This is a genomic window from Streptomyces sp. NPDC049577, from assembly GCF_040675635.1.
Taxonomy (GTDB): domain Bacteria; phylum Actinomycetota; class Actinomycetes; order Streptomycetales; family Streptomycetaceae; genus Streptomyces.
Genome location: NZ_JBFAPH010000018.1, coordinates 18,662 through 37,939, shown reverse-complemented (window position 1 = coordinate 37,939; position 19,278 = coordinate 18,662). Strand labels below are relative to the sequence as shown.

Here is a 19,278-nt window from a genome sequence, read left to right as displayed (position 1 = left end):
AGATCACGGCACTCGTCGAGCGGCTGAGAGAGTGGATCAAAGAAGGAATCCGTCCGTCCGAGATCGGCGTCTGCGCACGCTTTAACCTCCTGCTCAGCACGGTGTCGTGGTGGGCTTCGACGGTTCCACGTCGAGCGAGCGAGCGCTTGCGTATGCAATCGGGATGGCCCGGCGCTCCGGCTCGGGCCTGATCATCTTGCATGTGGCCAACCGGCTGCCGACGACCGTCTGGGCGGGCTGTGAGCCGCCGGTCTTCGTGGACGTCCCGGATCACCGCACCGAGGTGCTCGGCCTGGAGCTGGCCTGTGCGGACCATCTCGCCGAGGTGCCGTGGATCCTCGTCGAGCGCGGTGGGGACATCTGCCACGAACTCGAGGAGGTCGGGCGGGAGTACGCGGCCGACGCGATCGTCGTCGGCTCCACCCACGGTCTGGTCGGCCGGATCTTCGGCTCGGTCGCGGGGCGGCTGGCCCGGCGGGCGCAGCGGCCGGTGGTCGTCATCCCGTAGCGCCCCGGGTGTCCCCCGGTGTCAACTCCTCCATGCGCCTGCGCCGTTGGCGCCGGGCGTGCGGCGGCGGCGTGCGCGCCCTACCCGGGCGTAGGGGGTGACACCGTCCGCGCCCCGGGGTACAACTCCCGCACGCGGCGTGCCGCCGGACGGGAGGTGACGGTTCCCGGGGCCGGCGGCATCATCGCCGGCGCGAGGGCGATCGCCGGCGCAGGGGAGGCGGGCTTCCCGCGCGCGTGGTGGCACGCACGGGAAGCCCGTCCCCTGATGCGCGGCGTGCGCCCGCCGCCGTTCGTGCGGAGGCGGGCGCACGCCGCCGGGGTGACTCGCTCCGGTCGACGCGGGGACAGGCCGCTCGCGGAACGGGCCACCCGGGTCACTCGACCGTGACGGACTTGGCCAGGTTGCGCGGCTTGTCGATGTCACGGCCCATGGCCTTCGCCGTGTAGTAGGCGAAGAGCTGGAGCGGGATGCCCATGAGGATGGCGTCGAGCTCGTCCTCGTTCTTCGGCACCACGATCGTGTGGTCGGCCTTCTCCTGCTCCTGGTGCGCGACGGCGAGGATGCGGCCGCTGCGGGCCTTGATCTCCTCCAGGGCGGCGCGGTTCTTCTCCAGCAGCTCGTCGTCCGGGACGATCGCGACCGTCGGCATGGCGGGCTCGATCAGGGCCAGCGGGCCGTGCTTGAGCTCGGAGGCCGGGTACGCCTCGGCGTGGATGTACGAGACCTCCTTGAGCTTCAGCGAGGCCTCGCGGGCCACCGGGTAGCCCCGGACACGGCCGATGAACATCATCGACTTGGCGTCCGCGTACTCCTTGGCCAGCTGCTCGATCTGCGCCTCGTTCGCCAGGATCTCCTCGATCTGGCCGGGCAGCTTGCGCAGGCCCTCGATGATCCGCTTGCCGTCGGCGACGGACAGGTCGCGGGTGCGGCCCAGGTGCAGGGCGAGCAGGCCGAAGGAGACCACCATGTTGGTGAAGCACTTGGTGGAGACCACGCAGACCTCGGGGCCGGCGTGGACGTAGATGCCGCCATCGGTCTCCCGGGCGATCGCCGAGCCGACGACGTTGACCAGGCCGAGCACCCGGGCGCCCTTGCGCTTGAGCTCCTGCACGGCGGCGAGCACGTCGTAGGTCTCACCGGACTGGGAGACCGCGATGTAGAGGGTGTCGGGGTCCACGACCGGGTTGCGGTAGCGGAACTCGGAGGCGGGCTCGGCGTCGGCGGGGATCCGGGCCAGCTCCTCGATCATCTGGGCGCCGATCTGGCCGGCGTGGTACGAGGTGCCGCAGCCGAGGATCTTCACCCGGCGCACGGCGCGGGCGTCGCGGGCGTCCAGGTTCAGACCGCCGAGGTGCACGGTGGAGAAGCGGTCGTCGATGCGGCCGCGCAGGGCGCGGTCCACGGCGTCGGCCTGCTCGTGGATCTCCTTGTGCATGTACGTGTCGTGGCCGCCCATGTCGTAGGACTCGGCCTCCCACTCGACGGTGGTCGGCTGGGCGGAGGTGCGGGAGCCCTCGGTGGTGTACGTGCGGTAGTCGTCCGCCTTGAGGGTGGCCATCTCGCCGTCGTCGAGGGTGACGACCTGGCGGGTGTGGGAGACCAGGGCGGCGACGTCGGAGGAGACGAACATCTCCTTCTCGCCTATGCCGAGCACGACGGGCGAGCCGTTGCGGGCGACGACGATCCGGTCCGGGAAGTCGGCGTGCAGCACGGCGATGCCGTACGTGCCCTCGATGTGGCGGACGGCCTCGCGGACCTTCTCCTCCAGCGTGGCGGCCTCGGAGCGGGCGATCAGGTGGGCGAGGACCTCGGTGTCCGTGTCGGACACGAAGGTGAAGCCGTCGGCGGTCAGCCGGGCGCGCAGCTCGGAGGCGTTGTCGATGATGCCGTTGTGGACGACGGCGACCTTCTCGTCGGCGTCCATGTGCGGGTGGGCGTTGACGTCGTTCGGCGCGCCGTGGGTGGCCCAGCGGGTGTGGGCGATGCCGGTGGTGCCGGCGAAGCGCTTGGGCAGGCGGGACTCCAGCTCGCGGACGCGGCCCTTGGCCTTGGCGGTCTTCAGGCCGCCGGCCTTGCCACTGGCGTGCAGGGCGATACCGGCGGAGTCGTAGCCGCGGTACTCCAGGCGCTGGAGGCCCTCCAGCAGCAGGGGCGCGACATCACGCTTGCCGATATAGCCGACGATTCCGCACATAGAGTGACCCTCCCAAGGAAAACGATCAGTGGTGCCCGGTGGTCCGAGCGGCGCTTCGGCCGGCGCTCATGGCGTCCGGCCCGGTGTCCCGGCCGGTGTCAGCCGTAGACGATGCGGCGCAGCTGCCGCAGTGAGTATTCGGGTGGCGCCACCGCCCGGTGCGGCAGCTCCGCGGCGATCCGCTCGAAGATGTCCGCGTTGGTCAGGCCGCCGGACTGCAGTTCGCGGTGGCGCCGGCGGACGAATTCCTCGGCCGTCTCGTCGAAGTACGCCAGCACGTCGAGGACCACCCGGGCAGCCTCGCCGCGCTGAAGCGGCGTGCTGCGCACCAGGTGGTCGACGAGGTCGTCGTGGGACATGCGGCGTTCGAGCACCCGTCGATACTGAGGTGTCGGAGACTCTTTCGCAACAATCTTGCCCGATTTCGGGCAGGCGCGAGCGGAAAGAGGAGGTGAATGAGGGATGATCCAGTTAGAAACGCCGCAGAATGGCCTGTTTCGCCGCGCTGAACTCGTCGTCCGTGAGGATCCCGGCGTGACGCAGCTCACCGAGCTCGCGCAGCCGGCGCAGCAGCGCGTCGTGATCAGGCGCGGCCGGTTCCCCGTCCGGGGCGGGAGCCGCCGGCGCGGCGCCGGCCCCGCTCGCCGCCTCGGGCCCGGAGGGCGCCGCGGGCAGAGCGGCCGCGGGCAGACCCGGGGCGGTCAGACCCGGTGTGGCGCCGGCCGCCGGCGGGAGGGCGGCGCCGGAAGGCCCCGCGGCCTTCCCGTAGGGATGCGGCAGCCGGGCGACGACCGCCGCCGCGACCAGCGCCATCAGCGGGTCCTTCTTGAAACCCGCCAGCTCCACCGCGTGCGGATCGTGCTTGGCCGGAGCCGTCGTCGACGCCGCCGGGACGACGAACCGCACATGCCCGTTCTGCAGGCCGGCCGCGGGCAGCCACTCCACCGAGGTGATGTCGGAGATCCGAAGCTCCCGCGGGCCGCCCGACCTCTTGCCCTCCTCGGTCTTCCAGTTCCACTCCAGCCGGAGCCGCTCACCGTCGAACGAGGCCGTGCCGTCCCAGGCGCCGACCGACAGCGGCACGGCGGGACCCGGCAGCAGATAACGGTCCACCGGACCGTCCGGCACCTGCTCCAGCAGCAGCGCGTGGCGCACCTCGTCCACGAAGTACTCCGCCACGCCCGTACGGTCCGCCTCGACCGCCAGCTGATACGGATCGGCGGCCTCCGGCAGCCGGCCGCGGGCGACCTGTGACAGCGGGTCCGCGCCGTCGCGCAAGCGCAGCCGGAGCCGGCCGCCGCGGCGGCCGGGCTCGAAGGCGACGCCCGCGACCGCCGCCAGCGGGACCACGAGCTCGCCCAGCGTCTGCCGGACGGGATGCGTCTTCTCCCGGCCCGGCACGATCCGTATCGTGTCGCCGTCGAACGCCCAGGAACCGTCCTTCTGAAGGATTTCTGCCATGGGCCGAATTCTCGCAGGCGGCAAGGGGGTTCGGCCTCGTCAGCCGGACAGGCCCAGCTCCCGGGCGATCAGCATCCGCTGCACCTCGCTGGTGCCCTCGCCGATCTCCAGGATCTTGGAGTCGCGCCACATCCGGGCCACCGGGTACTCGTTCATGAAGCCGTACCCGCCGTGGATCTGCGTGGCCTCGCGGGCGTTGGTGACCGCGATCTCCGAGGAGTACAGCTTGGCCATCGCCGCCTCCTTCTTGAACGACTCCCCGTTCACCAGCCGCGAGGCGGCGTCGCGCCAGGCCAGCCGGGAGGTGTGGGCCCGCATCTCCATGTCGGCGATCTTGAACTGGATGGCCTGGTTGGAGCCGATCGGCCGGCCGAACGCCTCGCGCGTGCGCGCGTAGGAGACGGACTCGTCGACACAGCCCTGCGCCAGGCCCGTGGCCAGGGCGGCGATCGCGACCCGGCCCTCGTCCAGTATCCGCAGGAACTGGGCGTAGCCCCGGCCCTCCTCGCCGAGCAGGTTGGCCTTCGGCACCCGGACGTCGCTGAAGGACAGCTCACGGGTGTCGGAGGCGTTCCAGCCCACCTTGGAGTAGGGGGCGGCGACGGTGAAGCCGGGCGTGCCGGACGGCACGATGATCGAGGAGATCAGCGGCTTGCCGTCCGCCCTGTGGCCGGTGACGGCCGTGACCGTGACGAGGCCGGTGATGTCCGTGCCGGAGTTGGTGATGAAGCACTTGGTGCCGTTGATCACCCATTCACCGGTGCTCTCGTCCAGCCGTGCGGTGGTGCGGGTGCCGCCGGCGTCCGAGCCGCACTCCGGCTCGGTGAGACCGAAGGCGCCGAGCATCTCGCCGGAGCACAGCTTCGGCAGCCACGCGCGCTTCTGCTCCTCCGTGCCGAAGCGGTAGATCGGCATGGCGCCCAGCGAGACGCCCGCCTCCAGGGTGATCGCCACCGAGGAGTCGACGCGGGCCAGCTCCTCCAGGGCGAGGCCGAGCGCCAGATAGTCACCGCCCATCCCGCCGTACTCCTCGGAGAACGGCAGGCCGAACAGGCCCATGCGGCCCATCTCGCGGACGATCTCGTACGGGAATTCATGACGCTCGTAGAAGTCGCCGATCTTCGGCGCGATCACGTCATGGGCGAACTCCTCCACGGTGCGACGGAGTTCCTCGTGCTCGGAGGAGAGGCGGTGGTCCAGCGACATGGCGCTCAGAGCTCCTGGTGGGAGAGGGCACGGACGGTGCGGGACGGGCTCGGTCGGCCCAGGTGGCCTGCCATCCACACGCTCGTGGCGGTGAGCAGGCCGAGATCGACCCCGGTGGAGATGCCGAGGCCGTGGAGCATCCAGACGAGGTCCTCGGTGGCGAGGTTGCCGGTCGCGCTCTTGGCGTACGGGCAGCCGCCGAGGCCGCCCGCCGAGGCGTCGACCGTGGTCACGCCGTGGCGGAGGGCGGCCAGGGTGTTGGCGAGCGCCTGGCCGTAGGTGTCGTGGAAGTGCACGGCGAGGCGGCCGGTGTCCACGCCCGCCTCGTTGAACGCGGTCAGCAGGGCGGTGACGTGGCCGGGCGTGGCGACCCCGATGGTGTCGCCGATGCTCAGCTCGTCACAGCCGAGCTCCATCAGCCGGCGGCCGACGGCGGCGACCCGGTCGAGGGGCACCGGCCCCTCCCAGGGGTCGCCGAAACACATCGACAGATAGCCGCGCACCCGCAGCCCAGCCTCCTTCGCGGTGGCCACGACGGGGGCGAACATGGCGAGCGACTCGTCGACCGTGCGGTTGAGGTTGGCCTTGGCGAACGATTCGGTGGCGCTGCCGAAGACGGCGATCTCGCGCACCCCGAGGGCCAGGGCGCGCTCGAGCCCGCGCTGGTTGGGCACCAGCACGGGCAGCCGGGCGTCGATGCCGTCCAGCAGGGGCACCAGCTGCTCGGCGTCGGCCAGCTGCGGCACCCACTTCGGGTGGACGAAGCTCGTCGCCTCGACGGTGGACAGGCCGGCGGCGGCGAGCCGGCGGATGAACTCGGCCTTCACCTCGACCGGGACGACGGCCTTCTCGTTCTGCAGGCCGTCGCGGGGGCCGACCTCGTGGATCCGGACGCGCTCCGGCAGGCCCGGCTCCGGTACGGCCATGGGCAGTCCGTCGATCATGACTCCCCCTCACTGCTGTCGAGCGGGGCGACCACGGCCAGGACCTGGTCCATGGCGACCGTGCTGCCGGCGGTGACGTCGAGCTCGGTGACGGTGCCGTCGTGGGGGGCGGCGATGACGTGTTCCATCTTCATCGCCTCCACGACGAGCAGGCTCTGCCCGGCGGTGACGACGTCCCCGACGGCGGCCTTGACGACGGTGACGGTGCCGGGCATGGGGGCGGTGAGGGCACCGGCGTGGGCGGCGGTCGCGCCACCACGCGCCGCTTCGACGGGGTCGTGCGCCACGATGTGCCAGGCGTCTCCGTCACGGGCGATCCACCAGCCGCCCTCCGGGCTGGTGGCGAGGGAGAAGCGGTGGGTGAGGCCACGCCACGTGAGGTCGACGTCGACCGCCGCGTTGTGGGCAGTCGTTCCGCCTGGGGCGGAACGGGTGGGCACAACGCCGACGGACGGCGTCCGCCACCCCGCCTGGGCCCCGGTTCGGAGCACAGGTCTGTCACCCGGGTGCGGCTCGGTGGCCGGTTTGTGCCCACCCTCCCCCATTGCTGAACGCATGGGGGTACCCCCATCGCCAAGCGGAACGCCTGCCCACAAACCGGTAGGCACGTCGACCTCCGCGTTCTCCGCTCGGCCGCGGACGTGGACGGTCACCGGATCCTGCCCGGGCACCCGGAAGTGGTGCGGCGTCCACGCCGGCTCGCCGCCCAGGCGCCAGCCCGTGGGCACCGAGAAGGGGTCGGTCCAGGCACCGCCGGAGGTGACCGGTTCGAGGGCCGCGTGCCGCGCGAGGGCCGCGGCCACGTACGCCTCCTCCGGGACCGGCCGCGCGGCGAGCGCCTCCGCCTCGCGGTCGACCAGGCCCGTGTCGAGCGCCCCCGAGGCGACGTCCGGGTGGGCCAGGAGGCGCCGCAGGAAGCCCGTGTTCGTCTCGACGCCGAGGACGACCGTGTCCGCGAGGGCGGCGCGCAGCCGGCGCAGGGCGGTGGCGCGGTCGGGACCGTGGGCGATGATCTTCGCGAGCATGGGGTCGTAGGACGTGCCGACCTCCGTGCCCTCGGACAGGCCGGAGTCGACGCGCACGCCCTCGCCGGACGGCTCGCGCAGGGCCAGGACCGTGCCGGCCGAGGGCAGGAAGCCGCGGGCCGGGACCTCCGCGCAGATGCGGGCCTCGACGGCGTGGCCGGTGAGGGTGACGTCCTCCTGGGCGAACGGCAGCGCCTCGCCGGCGGCGACGCGGACCTGCCAGGCGACCAGGTCGAGACCGGTGATCAGCTCGGTGACGGGGTGCTCGACCTGGAGCCGGGTGTTCATCTCCATGAAGAAGTAGGAGCCCGGGTCGTCGCCCGGCACGATGAACTCCACCGTGCCCGCGCCGGTGTAGCCGCAGGAGCGTGCCGCCTGGACGGCGGCCTCGCCCATCGCGGCGCGCGTCGCCTCGTCCAGCAGGGGGGAGGGCGCCTCCTCGATGATCTTCTGGTGGCGGCGTTGCAGCGAGCACTCGCGCTCGCCGAGGTGGACGACGTTCCCGTGGGCGTCGGCGAGGACCTGTATCTCGATGTGGCGCGGCCGGTCCACCCAGCGCTCGACGAGGAGCGTGTCGTCGCCGAAGGAGCCGCGCGCCTCGCGCCGGGCGGCCGCGATCTCCTCGCCCAGCAGCGCCTCGTCGCGGACGAGCCGCATGCCCTTGCCGCCGCCGCCGGCGGACGGCTTCAGCAGCACGGGGGTGCCGATCTCGCGCGCGGCGTCGATGAGCTGGGCGTCGGTCAGGCCGCTGCCGGAGGATCCGGGCACGACCGGCACGCCGGCCGCGCGGACCGTCTCCTTGGCGCGGATCTTGTCGCCCATGAGCTCGATCGCGCCGGCCGGCGGGCCGATGAAGACCAGACCGGCGTCCGCGCAGGCGCGGGCGAAGGCGGCGTTCTCGGCGAGGAAGCCGTAGCCGGGGTGGACGGCCTGCGCGCCGGTGCGGGCGGCCGCCTCCAGCAGGCGCTCGATGGACAGATAGCTCTCGGCGGCCGCTGCCGGGCCGATGCGCACAGCCGTGTCGGCCTCGCGGACGTGCCGGGCGCCGGCGTCCGCGTCGCTGTACACGGCGACGGAACGGATGCCCAGCTCGCGCAGCGTGCGGATGACGCGGACGGCGATCTCGCCACGGTTGGCGACCAGAACGGTGTCGAACATGGTGAACTGCCCCCTCACATCCGGAAGACGCCGTAGCCGGGCGCGGCCGGGTCGCGGTACGGAAGCGGCGCGTTGGCGCACGCGGTGAGTGCGAGACCGAGCACCTGCCGGGTCTCCAGGGGGTCGATGACCCCGTCGTCCCACAGCCGGGCGGTCGCGTAGTAGGCGTTGCCCTGGGTCTCGTACTGCTCGCGGATCGGGGCGCGGAACGCCTCCTCGTCCTCGGCGCTCCACTCCTCGCCGCGCGCGTCGAGCTGGTCGCGCTTGACGGTGGCCAGGACGGACGCGGCCTGCTCGCCGCCCATCACGGAGATCTTGGCGTTGGGCCACATCCACAGGAAGCGGGGGGAGTAGGCCCGGCCGCACATCGAGTAGTTGCCGGCGCCGTAGGAGCCGCCGATGACGACGGTCAGCTTCGGCACCCGCGTGCAGGCGACGGCGGTGACCATCTTGGCGCCGTGCTTGGCGATGCCGCCGGCCTCGTAGTCCCGGCCGACCATGAAGCCGGAGATGTTCTGGAGGAAGACCAGCGGTATGCCGCGCTGGTCGCACAGCTCGATGAAGTGGGCGCCCTTCTGGGCGGACTCGGAGAACAGGATGCCGTTGTTGGCGACGATCCCGACCGGGTGGCCGTGGATCCGGGCGAAGCCCGTGACCAGCGTCTGCCCGAACTCGGACTTGAACTCGGCGAAGCGCGAGCCGTCGACCAGGCGCGCGATGACCTCGCGCACGTCGTAGGGGGTGCGGGAGTCGACGGGGACCGCGCCGTAGAGCCCGGCGGGGTCGGCCTTCGGCTCCTCCGCCGGCTCGACCGGCCACGGCAGCGCGCCGCGCTCGGGCAGCGTCGAGACGATGGTCCGCACGATGCGCAGGGCGTGCGCGTCGTCCTCGGCGAGGTGGTCGGTGACGCCGGAGATCCGGGAGTGCACCTCGCCGCCGCCCAGCTCCTCGGCGGTGACGACCTCGCCCGTGGCCGCCTTCACCAGCGGCGGGCCGCCCAGGAAGATCGTGCCCTGTTCGCGCACGATGACGGCCTCGTCGCTCATCGCCGGGACGTACGCGCCGCCGGCCGTGCAGGAACCGAGGACCGCCGCGATCTGCGGGATGCCCGCGCCCGACATGCGGGCCTGGTTGTAGAAGATCCGGCCGAAGTGCTCGCGGTCGGGGAAGACCTCGTCCTGCATGGGCAGGAAGGCACCGCCGGAGTCGACGAGGTACAGGCAGGGGAGACGGTTCTCCAGCGCGACCTCCTGGGCGCGCAGGTGCTTCTTGACCGTCATCGGGTAGTAGGTGCCGCCCTTGACCGTGGCGTCATTGGCGACGATCACCACCTCGCGGCCCGAGACCCGCCCGATGCCCGCGATCACGCCCGCGGCCGGCGCGGCCCCGCCGTACATCCCGTCCGCCGCCAGCGGCGCGAGCTCCAGGAACGGCGAGCCCGGATCCAGGAGGGCGTCCACCCGCTCGCGCGGCAGCAGCTTGCCGCGGGCGGTGTGCTTGGCCCGCGCCCGCTCGCCCCCGCCCAGCCGCGCGGCGGCGAGCTTCTCCCGCAGCCGTGCCACCAGCTCTCGGTGGGCGGCCTCGTTGGCCCGCCAGGCGTCGGACGCCGGATCGGCGGCGCTCCGCAGCGCCGATGCCTGCTGCATGTCCTCGAGCTCCCTTGCTCGGTTAATGAGCGTTAACACATCTCCTTCAGGTTAACGCGCGCTAACGGCGGGTGTCTAGAATTACTTTCGTGAAAGACGTGAGCCCCCAGATCCGGTCGGCCGGCCAGGCCGGTCCCGCCCCCACCCGCCGCGAGCGGATCCTCCAGGAGGCCGCGCGGCTCTTCGCCGAGCGTGGCTTCCACGGGGTCGGGGTGGACGAGATCGGGGCGGCCGTCGGCATCAGCGGCCCCGGCCTCTACCGGCACTTCGCGGGCAAGGACGCGATGCTCGCCGAGCTGCTGGTCGGCATCAGCGGCCGGCTGCTCACGGGCGGGCGGCGGCGCGCCGAGGAGGCCGCGGACGAGGGGAGCGACCCGGCCGCCGTCCTCGACTCGCTCATCGACGGGCACATCGACTTCGCCCTCGACGACCGTGACCTGATCACCCTGCACGACCGCGAGCTCGGCCAGCTGCGCGACAGCGACCGCAAGCTCGTGCGCTCCCTCCAGCGCCAGTACGTCGAGCTGTGGGTCGACGTCGTGCGCCGGCTGCATCCCGACGCCGCCGAGGCCGAGGCGCGTGCCGCCGTCCACGCCGTCTTCGGGCTGCTCAACTCCACCCCGCACCTGGGCGCCCGCCCCGGCACCCTGCCCAGCCGCGCCGCCACGGCCGCGCTGCTGCGCCGGCTCGCGCTGGGCGCGTTCGCCGCCCTCTCGGAGTGACTCCGCGGCTCGCCCCCGTATGTCAACCGGATGTGGACAGGCGTGATGACCGCCCAGTAGCTTCGTGCTGAGCAAGCGCTTACACAGCTGAGGGGGCGACCATGCGTCGGACGGTGTTCAACGAGGACCACGAGGCGTTCCGCGTGACCATCCGCGACTTCATCGCCGCCGAGGTCGTCCCCCACTACGACGAGTGGCGCGCGGCCGGCGCGGCGCCGCGCGAGTTCTACAAGAAGCTCGGCGCGCTCGGCGTCTTCGGCATCGAGGTCCCCGAGGAGTACGGCGGCGCCGGGGAGAAGAGCTTCAAGTTCCACGCCGTCATGACCGAGGAATGCGCCCGCGCCGGCGTCAGCTTCGGCAGCAGCAGCGCGCACACCGTGCTCTGCCTCTCCTACCTCCTCGCCTACGGCACGGAGCAGCAGAAGCGGCGCTGGCTGCCGCCCTTCGTCTCCGGCGAGATGATGACCGCCCTCGCCATGACCGAGCCGGGCACCGGCTCCGACCTGGCCGGCATGCGGACCACCGCCCGGCTCTCCGAGGACGGCACGCACTACGTCCTCAACGGCGCCAAGACCTTCATCACCGGCGGTGCCCAGGCCGACCTCATCCTCGTCTGCGCCCGCACCGCCCCGCCCGCCCCCGAGGACCGGCGCGGCGGCATCTCCCTCCTGGCCGTCGACACCCGCTCCGAGGGCTTCGCGGTCGGCCGCAAACTGGAGAAGCTCGGCCTGCACACCTCGGACACCGCCGAACTCTCCTTCACCGACGTCCGGGTGCCCGTGGAGAACCTGCTCGGCGAGGAGGGCAAGGCCTTCTCCTACCTCGGCCACAATCTGCCCCGGGAGCGCCTGGGCATCGCCGTCGGCGCGTACGCCCAGGCGGCGGCCGCCGTGGAGTTCGCCAAGGAGTACGTGCGCGAGCGCACCGCCTTCGGCACGCCGGTGGCCTCGTTCCAGAACACCAAGTTCGTGCTCGCCGACTGCCGGGCCGAGGTCGACGCCATGCAGGCCGTCGTCGACCGCGCGCTCGACGCGCACGACGCCGGGGAGCTCACCGCGGCCGACGCGGCCTCCGCGAAGCTGTTCACCACCGAGCGCGCGGCCGTCGTCATCGACAAGTGCCTTCAGCTGCACGGTGGCTACGGCTACATGATGGAGTACCCGATCGCACGCCTCTACGCCGACACCCGCGTCAGCCGGATCTACGGTGGGACCAGCGAAGTCATGCGGTCCATCATCGCCAAGTCGATGGGTCTGTAAGGCCCGGACGAGACACGCACGAGACACGCACGTAAGGACCATCGGCCATGAGCGAGCCCCTTACCGCCCTCGATGATCTCCTCGGTCTGATGGAACTCGAGCCGATCGAACAGGACATCTTCCGCGGCACCACCGGCCGCCCCACCCTCCTGCCGCGCGTCTTCGGCGGCCAGGTCGCCGCCCAGGCCCTGGTCGCCGCCGGGCGCACCGTGCCGGCCGACCGGCCGGCGCACTCCCTGCACTCCTACTTCCTGCGCCCGGGCGATCCGGCCGCGCCCATCGTCTACACCGTCGACCGCATCCGCGACGGGCGCTCCTTCACCACGCGCCGGGTCGTCGCCGTGCAGCACGGGCAGCCGATCTTCCACCTCTCCGCCTCCTTCCAGGCGCACGAGGAGGGCCTGGAGCACCAGGAGCCGATGCCGGCCGCGCCCGACCCGGAGACCCTGCCCACCGCCGCCGAGATGCTCCCCGGCCACGCCGGCCTGCTGGGCGGTGACGAGATCGTGCGGCGCATCCTGGAGGCCCGCGCGGCGGTCGACCTGCGCTACGTCGACGAGCCGCCGTTCGCCAGCGTCGGCGAGCCGCGCGAGCCGAGGTCGCAGGTGTGGTTCCGCACGAACGGCAAGCTGGCCGACGATCCGCTGCTGCACGTCTGCCTGGCGACCTACGTCTCGGACATGACGCTCCTGGACTCCGTGCTGCTCGCCCACGGCCGCGGCGGCTGGGCGGTGGGCGACGTGGTCGGGGCGAGCCTGGACCACGCGATGTGGTTCCACCGGCCGTTCCGGGCGGACGAATGGCTGCTGTACGACCAGGAGAGCCCCACTTCCCAGGGCGGCCGCGGACTCGCGAGGGGCCGTATCTTCACCCAGGACGGCAGACTGGCGGTGTCGGTGATCCAGGAAGGGGTCATCCGCGTACCGCACGAGGAGGGGTGAGGGTGACAGGTGGGGGAGCGCCGATGGGCATGGCGCTGCGGGGGCTGCTCGTGGTGGGCGGGTTCCTCGCGATCGTCCTGGGGGCGGCCGTGCTGTTCTTCGCGCACAACAGGCTGCTCGATCTGACGGGCACGGAGTGGTTCGTGACCGGGCTCGCGCTGCGCGCGGCCGAGGCGGGGCTGGTGTCGGGCGGGGCGTGGCTGGTGGTACGCGGCTGGAACGGCGGTTCCACGGCCTGACCGCCCGACGGCCCGGTCAGCCGGCGAGACCCGCCGCGTCCAGCAGATACGCGGTCATCGGCTCGTAGTAGCGCGGGTCCACGACGTGGTCGTCCAGTGGGACCGCCACCTGGACCGTGCCCTCCGACTCGGCCAGGAAGAGCGCCGGGTCGTTGGTGTCCGCGTAGCCGACCGTGTCGATGCCCCGCTGCGCCGCGCAGCCGGCCCAGCCGTGGTCGGCGACGACCAGGTCGGGCAGCGGGCGGCCCGCGTGGGCCAGACCGTCGAGGATCGCCGCCATCGGCGCGGGGGAGTGGGTGTGCCACAGGCTCGCGCCGCGCTCGTACACCGCGACGTCGGCGACCTGGTAGACGTAGCCCTGGTCGGCCACCAGCCCGCTCGGGATCGAGACGATCTCGCAGCCGGCCGCGCGCAGCGCCTGTGCCGTCGTGCGGTGCACGTCCAGCAGGCCGCCCGGGTGGCCGGTGGCCAGGAGCACGCGCTGGCCGGTCTCGGCGGCCTTGCGCAGGAAGGCCGCCATCCGCTCCAGCGCCGCGACGGTCAGCTCGGGGTCGATGGTGTCCCGGCCCGTCCGGTGGCGGAGATCGTCGCTGACGCCGCACCGGTCGGCCATCACGGCCAGCACGTCCTGCTCGTCCGTCCAGCGGTCGCCGAACTCCAGACCGAACCAGTAGTGCCGGTCGCCGCTCGCGAGCCTGCGGTAGTGATCCAGGTTGTTCTCGCGCGGAGTGGCCACGTCACCGGCGATGCGGGCCCGTACGAGATGGGCGATCAGTTCGGAACGGCTGGGTATCGGCATGGTCCTCATTCTCCCCCTTGACCGGTGCGCGATGGACGTCGTGTCCATATGGCGGCCCCGGACCCACACTTCCGTACATGTGCGGAATCCGCCGCCCTGCCTACCCTCGGGTACGACCACCGCAGGCGCTCCGACGTTGACGCGACCGTGACCCCGAGGGCCGCGATCGCAACCCGTCCGTGATCCGAGAGGCCCCCGATGACCACCCCCGCCCCCCGTGAACCGCGCGGCCCCGTCGACTCGTCCCGCATCCCGCGTTACGCCGGTCCGGCGACCTTCGCCCGGCTGCCCCGGCTCGACGAGGTCGGCACCGCCGACGTCGCCGTCGTCGGCGTGCCCTTCGACACCGGCGTGTCCTACCGCCCCGGCGCCCGCTTCGGCGGCAACGCCATCCGTGAGGCCTCCCGGCTGCTGCGCCCCTACAACCCGGCGCAGGACGCGTCGCCCTTCGCCCTCGCGCAGGTCGCGGACGCGGGCGACATCGCCGCGAACCCGTTCAACATCGACGAGGCCGTCGAGACGATCGAGGCCGCGGCCGACGACATCCTCGGCACCGGCGCCCGCATGATGACCCTGGGCGGCGACCACACGATCGCGCTGCCGCTGCTGCGCTCGGTCGCCAAGAAGCACGGCCCGGTCGCGCTGCTGCACTTCGACGCGCACCTGGACACCTGGGACACCTACTTCGGCGCCGAGTACACGCACGGCACGCCGTTCCGCCGCGCCGTCGAGGAGGGCATCCTCGACACCGAGGCGCTCTCCCACGTCGGTACCCGCGGCCCGCTGTACGGCAAGAAGGACCTGGACGACGACGCCAAGATGGGCTTCGGCATCGTCACCTCCGCGGACGTCATGCGCCGCGGCGTCGACGAGATCGCCGACCAGCTGCGCCAGCGCATCGGCGACCGCCCGCTGTACATCTCCATCGACATCGACGTCCTGGACCCGGCCCACGCCCCGGGCACCGGCACCCCGGAGGCCGGCGGTCTGACCTCCCGCGAGCTGCTGGAGATCATCCGCGGTCTGTCCTCCTGCAACCTGGTCTCCGCCGATGTCGTCGAGGTGGCCCCGGCCTACGACCACGCCGAGATCACCTGCGTGGCGGCCTCGCACACGGCGTACGAGCTGACGACGATCATGTCGCGGCAGATCGCTGCCGCAAGGCAGGGTCAGTAGGCACAGCGCCGCCTCCCGCGGCCGAACCGCACCCGAAACCCCGGCCGGACGCCCCCCAGCGTCCGGCCGGTTTCCTTGCGGCGGGATGAAATCCGCAGCCCACGGCGTTGGGGCCTTCCGTCGGAGCAGGGTGCGGACAGCGGAGGTCTCGGGTGGCGGCGACGGACACGACCGGTCAGGGCTGGGCCGCGCGGCTCACCGGCTACTGCTGGCGGTACCGCGGCACGGTGCTCCTCGCACTCGGCTCCTCACTCGCCGGCATGGCCGTCATGGCGCTCGTCCCGCTCATACCCAAGCTGATCATCGATGACGTGATCGGCTCGCACCGGCGCCCGCTCGCCCCCTGGGCCGCCCTGCTGATCGCCGCCGCGGTCGTCGTCTACGCCCTCACCTACGTCCGCCGCTACTACGGCGGACGGCTCGCGCTCGACGTCCAGCACGACCTGCGGACCGAGATGTACGACGCGATCGCCCGGCTCGACGGCAGGCGGCAGGACGAGCTCTCCACCGGCCAGGTCATCGGCCGCGCGACCAGCGACCTCCAGCTCATCCAGAGCCTGCTCTTCATGCTGCCGATGATGATCGGCAACATCCTGCTGTTCCTCATCTCGCTCGTCGTGATGGTGACGCTCTCCCCGCTGCTGACCGTCGTGGCGCTCGCCGTCGCCCCCGCCCTGTGGTTCCTCGCCAACCGCAGCCGTGCCAAGCTCTTCCCCGCCACCTGGTACGCCCAGGGCCAGGCCGCCGCCGTCGCCGGCGTCGTGGACGGCGCCGTGACGGGCGTCCGCGTCGTCAAGGGCTTCGGCCAGGAGGCCCAGGAGTCGGCCAAGCTCCGCGAGGTCTCCCGCCGGCTCTTCGCCGGCCGGCTGCGCTCCGTCCGGCTCAACTCCCGCTACACCCCCGCACTGCAGGCCGTACCCGCCCTCGGCCAGGTCGCCATGCTCGCCCTCGGCGGCTGGATGGCCACGCGCGGCCAGGTCACCCTGGGCACCTTCGTCGCCTTCTCGACCTACCTCGCGCAGCTCGTCGGCCCGGTGCGCATGCTCACCATGGTCCTCACCGTCGGCCAGCAGGCCCGCGCCGGCGTCGAGCGGGTCCTGGAGCTCATCGACACCGAACCGGTCGTCCAGGAGCGCCCGGACGCCCGCGAACTCCCGGCGGACGCCCCCGCCACGGTCGAGTTCGACGCCGTCTCCTTCGGCTACGACCCCGAGCGGCCCGTCCTCGACGGCCTCTCGCTGCGCGTCGAGCCCGGTGAGACGCTCGCCGTCGTCGGCGCCTCCGGCAGCGGCAAGTCCACTCTCGCGCTGCTGCTGCCGCGCTTCTACGACGTCACCTCCGGCACGGTGCGCGTCGGCGGGCAGGACGTGCGGGACCTGACCGTCTCCTCCCTCCGCGCCGCCATCGGGCTCGTCCCGGAGGACAGCTTCCTGTTCTCCGACAGCATCCGGGAGAACATCGCCTACGGCGTCCCGGACGCCACGGACGAGCAGATACGGGCGGCCGCCAAGGCCGCGCAGGCGCACGACTTCATCACCGCCCTGCCGGACGGCTACGCCACCGAGGTCGGCGAACAGGGCCTGACCCTCTCCGGCGGCCAGCGCCAGCGCATCGCCCTGGCCCGCGCCATCCTCACCGACCCGCGGCTGCTGCTCCTGGACGACGCCACGTCCGCCGTGGACGCCCGCGTCGAGCACGAGATCCACGAGGCACTGCGCGGCGTCATGGCCGGCCGCACGACGCTGCTGATCGCCCACCGCGCGTCGACCCTCGCCCTGGCGGACCGCATCGCGGTGCTGGACGGGGGCCGCCTGGCCGACATCGGCACCGCGGACGAACTGCGCGAGCGCTGCGAGCTCTTCCGCGACCTGCTGACCGACCCGGAGGAACTCGCGGGCACCGCCAAGGACCCGGCCGGCGCGACCCCTCCGGACGCCCGGCCGGTCCCCGTCGCCGCCGCGGACCGCACCACGGTGCGGACCGGCAGGGCGCGCCGCACCGTCGTCGACGGGGTCACCCCCGCCCTGTGGGTGCGCAAGGACGCTCCCGACACGCACGGCGCGCTCGCCGGGATGCCCGCCACGCCGGAGCTGCTCGCCAAGGTGGCCGCCCTGCCGCCCGCCGACGACACGCCGGACGTCGACGAGGAACGGGCCGCCCGCCCGGAGAGCGCGTACGGGCTGCGGCAGCTGCTGCGCGGCTTCGGCGCGCCCCTCGCGGTGAGCCTGCTGCTGGTCTCCGTCGACGCGGTGGCGGGGCTGGCACTGCCGGTTCTGATCCGGCACGGCATCGACCAGGGCGTGCAGCGCCTGGCGCTCGGCGCGGTCTGGGCGGCCTCCGGACTCGCCCTGCTGGTCGTGCTCGGACAGTGGGCCGCCCAGGTCGGCGAGACCCGCATGACGGGCCGGACGGGCGAGCGCGTGCTGTACGCCCTCCGGGTGAAGATCTTCGCGCAGCTGCAGCGGCTGGGGCTCGACTACTACGAACGCGAACTCACCGGCAAGATCATGACGCGGATGACGACCGACGTGGACGCGCTGTCGTCGTTCCTGCAGACCGGACTCGTCACCGCTGTCGTCTCGGTCCTCACCTTCTTCGGCATACTCGTCGCCCTGCTCGTCCTCGACGTCGAGCTGGCCCTGGTCGTCTTCGCCACCCTGCCGCCGCTGGTCGTCGGCACGGTCTTCTTCCGCCGGCAGAGCGTCAAGGCGTACGAGCTGGCCCGCGAGCGCGTCGGCGTGGTCAACGCCGACCTCCAGGAGAGCGTGGCCGGACTGCGCATCCTCCAGGCGTTCGGCCGGGAGGCCGACGGCAGGCGCCGGTTCACCGCGCGCAGCACCGCGTACCGGGAGGCGCGTGTGCGCGGACAGTGGCTGATATCGGTCTACTTCCCGTTCGTGCAGCTGCTGTCGTCCGTCGCCGCCGCCGCGGTGCTGATCGTGGGCGCCGGCCGGGTCGGCGACGGCACGCTCACGGCGGGCGCGCTGGTGGCCTACCTGCTCTACATCGACCTGTTCTTCGCGCCCGTGCAGCAGCTGTCGCAGGTGTTCGACGGCTACCAGCAGGCCACCGTCTCCCTCGGCCGCGTGCAGGCGCTGCTGCGCGAGCCGACGACAACCCCGGTGGCCGAGGAGCCGCGCGAGGTGCGCGAGCTGAGCGGTGAAGTCGTCTTCGACGACGTGCGGTTCAGCTACGCCGGTGCCGACGGGGAGGAGGCCGCGCTGTCCGGCATCCGGCTGACCGTGCCGGCCGGGCAGACCGTCGCGTTCGTCGGCGAGACGGGCGCCGGGAAGTCCACACTGGTGAAGCTGGTGGCCCGGTTCTACGACCCGACGGCCGGTGCCGTTCTGGTCGACGGCCACGACCTGCGCGAGCTGGACCCGGTGGCGTACCGGCACCGGCTGGGCGTCGTGCCGCAGGAGCCGTACCTCTTCCCCGGCACGGTGCGGGACTCCATCGCCTACGGCCGTCCGGACGCGAGCGACGCGGAGGTCGAGGCGGCCGCGCGGGCGGTCGGCGCCCACGAGATGATCGCCCGGCTCGACGGCGGCTATCTGCACCCGGTCGCCGAGCGCGGCCGCAACCTGTCCGCCGGACAGCGCCAGCTGATCGCCCTGGCCCGCGCGGAGCTGGTCGACCCGGACATCCTGCTGCTGGACGAGGCCACCGCGGCGCTGGACCTGGCCACCGAGGCCCTGGTGAACGAGGCCACGGACCGGCTGGCCGGCCGGCGCACGACCCTGGTGGTCGCCCACCGGCTCACCACGGCCGCCCGCGCGGACCGCGTGGTGGTGCTCGACCGGGGCCGCGTGGTGGAGGACGGCACCCACGCGGAACTGCTGGCCCTGGGCGGGCGCTACGCGGAGCTGTGGCGGACGTTCGCGGGGGAGGTCGTCCCGGCCTGACGCGGGCGCCCCTCCCGGCCCCCCGCCGCGCGCGGCGGCCAGCCGACTCGCGTAACCCCTGGCGTCGTTGATGTTGCCCCGGTAGGTTCGCG

General features: G+C 72.6%; 14 protein-coding genes and 1 pseudogene. 7 read left to right on the top strand and 8 right to left on the bottom strand.

What is annotated here, in order from left to right; genetic code table 11:
• Positions 1-94: 94 nt before the first annotated feature.
• Positions 95-508: pseudogene (locus tag AB0K09_RS04425) on the top strand (universal stress protein); the annotation flags it as partial.
• 376 nt (positions 509-884) lie between these two features.
• Here the strand turns inward: AB0K09_RS04425 and glmS are convergent.
• From glmS to AB0K09_RS04390, 7 genes are all read right to left on the bottom strand, one after another.
• Positions 885-2,705 (bottom strand): glutamine--fructose-6-phosphate transaminase (isomerizing), encoded by a 1,821-nt coding sequence (gene glmS / locus AB0K09_RS04420; protein WP_366063758.1) that lies wholly within the window; start codon positions 2,703-2,705, stop codon positions 885-887.
• Positions 2,706-2,803: 98 nt separating this feature from the next.
• Positions 2,804-3,079, bottom strand: coding sequence for a hypothetical protein (locus AB0K09_RS04415; RefSeq protein ID WP_366063757.1), 276 nt, complete (start codon positions 3,077-3,079; stop codon positions 2,804-2,806).
• A gap of 97 nt (positions 3,080-3,176) precedes the next feature.
• A complete protein-coding gene (locus tag AB0K09_RS04410; RefSeq protein WP_366063756.1) occupies positions 3,177-4,166 on the bottom strand; it encodes a DUF4429 domain-containing protein in 990 nt (329 codons plus the stop codon).
• Positions 4,167-4,205: 39 nt separating this feature from the next.
• Complete coding sequence (locus AB0K09_RS04405; RefSeq protein ID WP_366063761.1) at positions 4,206-5,366, bottom strand: acyl-CoA dehydrogenase family protein; 1,161 nt, start codon at positions 5,364-5,366, stop codon at positions 4,206-4,208.
• An 11-nt stretch (positions 5,367-5,377) separates the two neighbouring features.
• Positions 5,378-6,316 carry a hydroxymethylglutaryl-CoA lyase gene (locus AB0K09_RS04400; RefSeq protein ID WP_366063755.1) on the bottom strand — a complete coding sequence of 313 codons (939 nt, stop codon included), beginning with the start codon at positions 6,314-6,316 and terminating at the stop codon, positions 5,378-5,380.
• The gene (locus tag AB0K09_RS04395; RefSeq protein ID WP_366063754.1) at positions 6,313-8,499 is read right to left on the bottom strand and encodes an acetyl-CoA carboxylase biotin carboxylase subunit; all 2,187 of its coding nucleotides are present in this window, start codon (positions 8,497-8,499) and stop codon (positions 6,313-6,315) included. Before AB0K09_RS04395 ends, AB0K09_RS04400 begins: the two co-directional genes overlap by 4 nt.
• A 14-nt stretch (positions 8,500-8,513) precedes the next feature.
• Positions 8,514-10,145 carry a carboxyl transferase domain-containing protein gene (locus AB0K09_RS04390; RefSeq protein ID WP_366063753.1) on the bottom strand — a complete coding sequence of 544 codons (1,632 nt, stop codon included), beginning with the start codon at positions 10,143-10,145 and terminating at the stop codon, positions 8,514-8,516.
• 89 nt (positions 10,146-10,234) lie between these two features.
• On the opposite strand from AB0K09_RS04390, the gene AB0K09_RS04385 reads away from it, so the two are divergent.
• The 4 genes from AB0K09_RS04385 (at position 10,235) to AB0K09_RS04370 (ending at position 13,306) form a co-directional block, all read left to right on the top strand.
• Complete coding sequence (locus tag AB0K09_RS04385; protein WP_366063752.1) at positions 10,235-10,867, top strand: TetR/AcrR family transcriptional regulator; 633 nt, start codon at positions 10,235-10,237, stop codon at positions 10,865-10,867.
• 101 nt (positions 10,868-10,968) lie between these two features.
• Positions 10,969-12,126 (top strand): acyl-CoA dehydrogenase family protein, encoded by a 1,158-nt coding sequence (locus AB0K09_RS04380; protein WP_366063751.1) that lies wholly within the window; start codon positions 10,969-10,971, stop codon positions 12,124-12,126.
• A 47-nt stretch (positions 12,127-12,173) separates the two neighbouring features.
• Positions 12,174-13,067 (top strand): acyl-CoA thioesterase II, encoded by an 894-nt coding sequence (gene tesB, locus AB0K09_RS04375; protein WP_366063750.1) that lies wholly within the window; start codon positions 12,174-12,176, stop codon positions 13,065-13,067.
• A 2-nt stretch (positions 13,068-13,069) separates the two neighbouring features.
• On the top strand, positions 13,070-13,306 hold the full coding sequence (locus AB0K09_RS04370) for a hypothetical protein (RefSeq protein ID WP_366063749.1): 237 nt from the start codon (positions 13,070-13,072) through the stop codon (positions 13,304-13,306).
• 16 nt (positions 13,307-13,322) lie between these two features.
• Here the strand turns inward: AB0K09_RS04370 and AB0K09_RS04365 are convergent, their stop codons facing one another.
• Complete coding sequence (locus AB0K09_RS04365) at positions 13,323-14,105, bottom strand: phosphatase (protein WP_366063748.1); 783 nt, start codon at positions 14,103-14,105, stop codon at positions 13,323-13,325.
• A 198-nt stretch (positions 14,106-14,303) separates the two neighbouring features.
• Here AB0K09_RS04365 and speB point away from each other — a divergent pair, with 198 nt between their 5' ends.
• Together speB and AB0K09_RS04355 are read left to right on the top strand one after the other, a co-directional pair.
• Positions 14,304-15,281, top strand: a complete 978-nt coding sequence (gene speB / locus AB0K09_RS04360; protein ID WP_366063747.1) for an agmatinase — start codon at positions 14,304-14,306, stop codon at positions 15,279-15,281.
• 152 nt (positions 15,282-15,433) lie between these two features.
• The gene (locus AB0K09_RS04355) at positions 15,434-19,186 is read left to right on the top strand and encodes an ABC transporter ATP-binding protein (RefSeq protein WP_366063746.1); all 3,753 of its coding nucleotides are present in this window, start codon (positions 15,434-15,436) and stop codon (positions 19,184-19,186) included.
• The last annotated feature ends 92 nt before the right edge of the window (positions 19,187-19,278 follow it).